This window comes from Micromonospora sp. NPDC002411 (genome assembly GCF_053592955.1).
The window spans coordinates 1-5,341 of the sequence record NZ_JBSFBM010000411.1 but is presented as its reverse complement, the minus strand read 5'-3'; the positions used below and the strand labels follow the sequence as shown (position 1 = coordinate 5,341).

At 75.8% G+C, this 5,341-nt stretch carries 5 protein-coding genes and 1 tRNA gene; all 6 read left to right on the top strand.

What is annotated here, in order from left to right; all coding sequences use genetic code 11:
- Positions 1 to 733, top strand: a 733-nt coding sequence (nrfD, locus tag ACWCO3_RS31050; RefSeq protein ID WP_450013433.1) for an NrfD/PsrC family molybdoenzyme membrane anchor subunit, incomplete at its 5' end; no start/stop codon positions are given.
- A 38-nt stretch (positions 734 to 771) separates the two neighbouring features.
- Positions 772 to 867, top strand: a tRNA-Sec gene (locus ACWCO3_RS31045).
- Between the two features lie 22 nt (positions 868 to 889).
- Positions 890 to 2,194, top strand: a complete 1,305-nt coding sequence (gene selA / locus ACWCO3_RS31040; RefSeq protein ID WP_450013431.1) for an L-seryl-tRNA(Sec) selenium transferase — start codon at positions 890 to 892, stop codon at positions 2,192 to 2,194.
- 2 nt (positions 2,195 to 2,196) lie between these two features.
- The gene (gene selB, locus ACWCO3_RS31035) at positions 2,197 to 3,951 is read left to right on the top strand and encodes a selenocysteine-specific translation elongation factor (RefSeq protein ID WP_450013429.1); all 1,755 of its coding nucleotides are present in this window, start codon (positions 2,197 to 2,199) and stop codon (positions 3,949 to 3,951) included.
- A gap of 43 nt (positions 3,952 to 3,994) precedes the next feature.
- Positions 3,995 to 4,192: a hypothetical protein gene (locus tag ACWCO3_RS31030; protein ID WP_145781709.1), complete on the top strand. Its 198-nt coding sequence runs from the start codon at positions 3,995 to 3,997 to the stop codon at positions 4,190 to 4,192.
- Positions 4,193 to 4,272: 80 nt separating this feature from the next.
- On the top strand, positions 4,273 to 5,341 hold a 1,069-nt coding region (locus ACWCO3_RS31025; RefSeq protein WP_450013427.1), incomplete at its 3' end, for a hemolysin family protein.

The window sequence follows — 5,341 nt, the reverse complement described above, 5'->3', positions numbered from 1 at the left end:
CAAGGACCTGGGCCGGCCGGCCCGCTTCCACCACATGCTGCGGGTGGCCAAGCCGACCTCGCCGATGTCGATGGGCACCTGGATCCTCACCGCGTACGGGCCGGCCGCCGGTGTCGCCGCGATCGCCGAGGTCGCCGGTGTGCTGCCACGCCACGGCCTGCTCGGGCTGGCCGGTAGGGCGTTGCCGTCGGTCGGGCACGCCGCTGGGCTGCTCGCCGCCGGCACCGCGCCCGCGCTGGCCACGTACACCGGGGTGTTGCTGGCCGACACGGCGGTGCCGTCGTGGCACGAGGCGTACCCCGAGTTGCCGGTCATCTTCGCGGGCAGCGCGCTGGCCAGCGGCGCGGGCGTGGGTCTGCTCGCCGCGCCGCCGGCCCAGGCCGGGCCGGCCCGGCGGATGGCGGTGGCCGGCGCGGCCCTGGAGTTGTACGGGGCGCACCGGGTGGAGACCCGCCTCGGTCTGCTCAGCGAGCCCTACCGGCTGGGCCGCCCCGGTCGGCTGCTGCGCGCCGGTCGGCTGCTCACCGCCGGCGGTGTCGCCGGTGCGCTGCTCGCCCGGCGTAGTCGCGTGGTCGGCGGGCTGTCCGGTGTGGCGTTGCTGGCCGCGTCGGTGGCGACCCGGTTCGGCATCTTCTACGGCGGTGTCGCCTCGGCCCGCGACCCCCGGTACACGGTGGTGCCGCAGCGCGAGCGGGTGGAAGCCCGGCGGACCAATGGCGGAACTTCCACCTGACCGGGCGGTCGTGCCCGCGCTGTGATCGAATGTCCGGTGGAGGCGTTCAGGCGGCTGGTGCCCCTCCCGGTCTTCAAAACCGGTGTGGTCCGGGACCCGGGCCAGGCGGGTTCGATTCCCGTCCGTCTCCGCCAAACCAGTGCAGGAGATGACGTCATGGGTGACGGGTCGACGGACCCGCGACGGCAGGTGCCCCGCACCGACACGCTGCTCGCCGATCCTCGGCTGGCCGCCGCCAGCGCGACGCTCGGCCGGGAGCGGGTCAAGGCGGTCGTTGCCCGCGCGCAGGAGCGGGTCCGCCGTGGTGAGCTGCGCCCCGACGAGGCACGCGACGCGGCGGTCGCGGCGCTGCCCGCGGCCGGGCCCCGCGTGGTGCTCAACGCGACAGGTGTCGTGCTGCACACCAACCTGGGCCGGGCGGCGCTGTCCGCCGCCGCGGTCGCCGCGGTGGTCGCCGCCGCCGGGCACACCGACGTGGAGCTGGACGTGACCACCGGCCGGCGGGCCCGTCGTGGCCGGGACGCCCTCGACGCGCTGGCGGCCGCCGTGCCCGACGCGGGCGCCGTGCATGTGGTCAACAACGGCGCTGCCGCGTTGGTGCTGGCCGCCACCGCGTTGGCCGCCGGTCGGGAGATCGTCGTCAGCCGGGGTGAGTTGGTCGAGATCGGCGACGGGTTCCGGCTGCCCGACCTGCTGGAGAGCACCGGGGCGCGGCTGCGCGAGGTGGGCACGACCAACCGCACCACACTCGCCGACTACGCCGCGACCCTCGGCCCGCAGACCGGCTTCGTGCTCAAGGTGCACCCGTCGAACTTCCGGGTCACCGGCTTCACCTCGGCGACCCCGGTGCGACAACTGGCCACCCTCGGCGTGCCGGTGGTGGCCGACATCGGCTCCGGTCTGCTCACCGCGGATCCGCTGCTGCCCGACGAACCGGACGCGGCCACCACCCTGCGCGCCGGCGCCGCGCTGGTCACGGCCAGCGGCGACAAGCTGCTCGGCGGCCCGCAGGCGGGCCTGCTGCTCGGTGACGTCGAGCTGGTCGAGAAGCTGCGCCGTCACCCGCTGGCCCGGGCGTTGCGGGTGGACAAGCTCACCCTGGCCGCGCTGGCCGCGACGGTGCACCAGCCGGACACACCGACCCGGGCCGCGCTGCACGCCGACCCCGGCGCGCTGCGCAACCGGGTGGAGCGGCTCCGCGACCGGCTCGGCGCGGACGGCCGCAAGGCGGAGGTGGTGCCGGCCGTCGCGGTGGTCGGTGGTGGCGGAGCACCGGGTGTCGAGCTGGACTCGTGGGCGCTGAGCCTGCCCGAACGGTACGCGGGGCCGCTGCGCACCGGCGAGCAGCCGGTGCTCGGGCGGGTGGTCCGGGGTCGGCTCCTGCTCGACCTGCGGTGCGTGCCCGCCGACGCCGACGAGGCGGTCCGGGCGGCAGTGCTGCGCGTACCCGGGGACGACTGACCGTGTTCGTCGTCGCCACCGCCGGGCACGTCGACCACGGCAAGTCGACACTGGTGCGGGCGTTGACCGGGATGGAACCCGACCGGTGGGCCGAGGAGCGCCGCCGGGGGATGACCATCGACCTCGGCTTCGCCTGGACGACGCTGCCCTCCGGCGGCACTGTCGCCTTCGTCGACGTACCCGGGCACGAGCGGTTCGTGCCGAACATGCTCGCCGGCGTCGGCCCGGTGCCGGCGGCGCTGATCGTGGTGGCCGCCGACGAGGGGTGGATGCCCCAGTCCGCCGAGCACCTGGCCGCGCTCGACGCGCTCGGTGTCGCGTACGGCCTGCTGGCGGTGACCCGCGCGGACCTTGCCGACCCGGGACCGGCCACGGCTCGCGCCCGGGCCGAGATCGCGGCCACCAGCCTCGGCGCGGTGCCGGCGGTGGCCGTCAGTGGTCTGACCGGCGCCGGCCTGCCGGAGCTTCGGGCCGCCCTGGACCGGCTCGCCGCCGGACTGCCCGCGCCGGTGGTCGACGACCCGGTGCGTCTCTGGGTGGACCGCAGCTTCACCGTGCGGGGCAGTGGCACCGTGGTCACCGGCACCCTCGGCGGTGGACGGCTGCGGGTGGGCGACGAGTTGGAGGTGGCCGGGGCCGACGAACCGGTCCGGGTACGCGGCCTGCACTCACTGGGCGAGGCTCGACCGGAGGTGACGGCGGTGGCCCGGGTGGCTGTCAACCTGCGCGGTACGCCCCGCGACCGGCTCGGCCGTGGCGACGCGCTGCTCACCCCGGGCCGGTTCCACCGCACCGACCTCGTCGACGTGCGACTCACCGGCGACCCCGCGGCCGACCTGCCGGCCACCCTCACCCTGCACGTCGGGTCGGCGGCGGTGCCGGTACGGGTCCGTCCGCTCGGCCCGGACACCGTACGGCTGCGGTTGGCCCGTCCGTTGCCATTGCTGGTGGGCGACCGGGCGTTGCTGCGGGACCCGGGCCGCCACCACGTGACAGGTGGGGTACGGGTGCTCGACGTGGCGCCGCCACCGCTGGCCCGCCGGGGTGCCGCCGCCGCCCGCGCGCAGGTCCTGGCCGAGCTGGACGGTCGTCCGGACCTGGCCGGGGAGTTGCGCCGCCGTCGGCTGGTCCGGGCCAACACGTTGATCCGGATGGGCGTGCCGGTGGATGCGGCCCCGGTGGCCGGTGACTGGCTGGCCGACCCGGCGCACTGGCAGCGGCTCGGCGCGCAGGTGACCGAGGAGGTCGCCCGTTACGCCAAGGAGCACCCGTTGGAACCGGGGATGCCGGTGGACGCGCTGCGCCAGCGTCTCGCCCTGCCCGACCGGGTGCTGGTCGAGGCGCTGGTCCGGCCACCGCTGCGGATCCACGCCGGGCGGGTCGGGACGGCGAGCGTCGACACGTTGCCGGAGCCGGTGGCCCGGGCCGTGCAGCGGGTCCGCGCCGAGTACGGCGACCGTCCGTTCCGCGCCCCCGAGGCGGACCGCCTCGTCGACCTGGGTCTGGGCCCCCGGGAGATCGGCGCCGCGGTACGGGCCGGCGCCCTGCTGCGGCTGGCCGACAACGTGGTGCTGCTGCCCGACGCGCTCGACGGCGCGGTCCGGGTGCTGGCGGGGCTGCCGCAGCCGTTCACGCTCTCCGCGGCCCGCCAGGCGTTGGACACCACCCGGCGGGTGGCGGTGCCCCTGCTGGAGCTGCTGGACCGCCGCGGCGCGACCCGACGACTGCCCGACGACGCCCGGATCGTCGTCACCTGAGCAACCGGCCCCCGGGTCCACTCCGGTCGCCTACGGTGACGCCATGGACCCTTCCGCGGTCTGGCGGGACCGGCAGCACCAGTGGCGGATCGAGGCGTACCGCGCGCCGGACCTGCGCTTCGCCATCTACGCCACCAACGGGCCCACGGAGTCCGTGCCGCTGTGGCTGTTCGGGATGACGGCGTTGGCCCGGTGGCTGATGACCCACTCCATCTCGCTGGACGACCTGGAGGTCGACTGAGCGGGGGCGCGGCCGTAAACCGGACCCGGAGCCGGCCGCGCTGCGGTTGAGTGACCTCAGGCGGCGGACGGGGGTACGCGATGGGTGGCCAGCTCGGGCAGTTGGCGCTGGTGGCCGTCCTCGTGCTGGTCAACGCCGCGCTCTCCGGCAGTGAGATGGCACTGGTGACGTTGCGCGAGGGGCAGTTGCGGCGGTTGGGTCGGCGCAGCCGCTCCGGCGACCGGTTGGTGCAGCTGTCCCGTGACCCGAACCGCTACCTGGCCACCATCCAGCTCGGCATCACCCTGGCGGGTTTCCTCGCGTCGGCGGCGGCCGCGGTGTCGCTGTCCGAGCCGCTGGTCGGCCCGTTGGGTTTCCTCGGCGGCGCGGCCCGTCCCGCCGCGGTGCTGCTGGTGACGGTGCTGTTGACGTTCGTCACGCTGGTGCTCGGCGAGTTGGCCCCGAAGCGGCTGGCGATGCAGCGGGCGGAGCGGTGGGCGCTGCTGAGCGCCGGCCCGCTGGACCTGCTCGCCCGCGTGTCCCGGCCGGCGGTGTGGCTGCTCAGTCGGGCCACCGACGCCGTCGTCCGGCTCGCCGGGGGCGACCCGCGGGCCAACCGGGAGGAGACGACCGAGGAGGAGTTGCGGGAGATGCTGGCCAGCCAGCGCGGGCTGTCCGCCCAGCAGCGGGAGATCCTGACCGGGGCGTTCGACATCGCCGGTCGCACGCTGCGCGAGATCCTGGTGGCCCGGCGGGAGGTGACGACGTTGCCGGCCGACCTCGGCGCGGACGAGGGGGTGCGTCGGCTCGCCGCCGCCGGGCGGTCCCGCGCCCCGGTCACCGGTCCCGGAGGGTTGGACGAGGTGCTCGGCGTGGTGCACATCCGCGACCTGGTGCGGGCCGGCCCTGCCCCGGTCGGCGAGCGGGTCCGGTCGCCGCTGCTGCTTCCGGTGACCCTGCCGGTCGCCGACGCGCTGCGGCAGCTCCGGCAGAAACACCAGCAACTGGCCCTGGTGGTCGACGAACACGGCGGCATCGACGGCATGGTCACCATGGAGGACCTGCTGGCCGAGGTGGTCGGCGAATTGTACGACGAGACCGACCGGGACGTGCACGGCGTCGTCCGGGAACCGGACGGGTCCCTGCTGGTGCCCGGTGACTTCCCCCTGC

Bases quoted from the DNA above. Each gene is read 5' to 3' on its own strand.
- ACWCO3_RS31030 (WP_145781709.1), top strand. From the start codon at position 3,995: ATGGACCCTTCCGCGGTCTGGCGGGACCGGCAGCACCAGTGGCGGATC.
- selA (WP_450013431.1), top strand. From the start codon at position 890: ATGGGTGACGGGTCGACGGACCCGCGACGGCAGGTGCCCCGCACCGAC.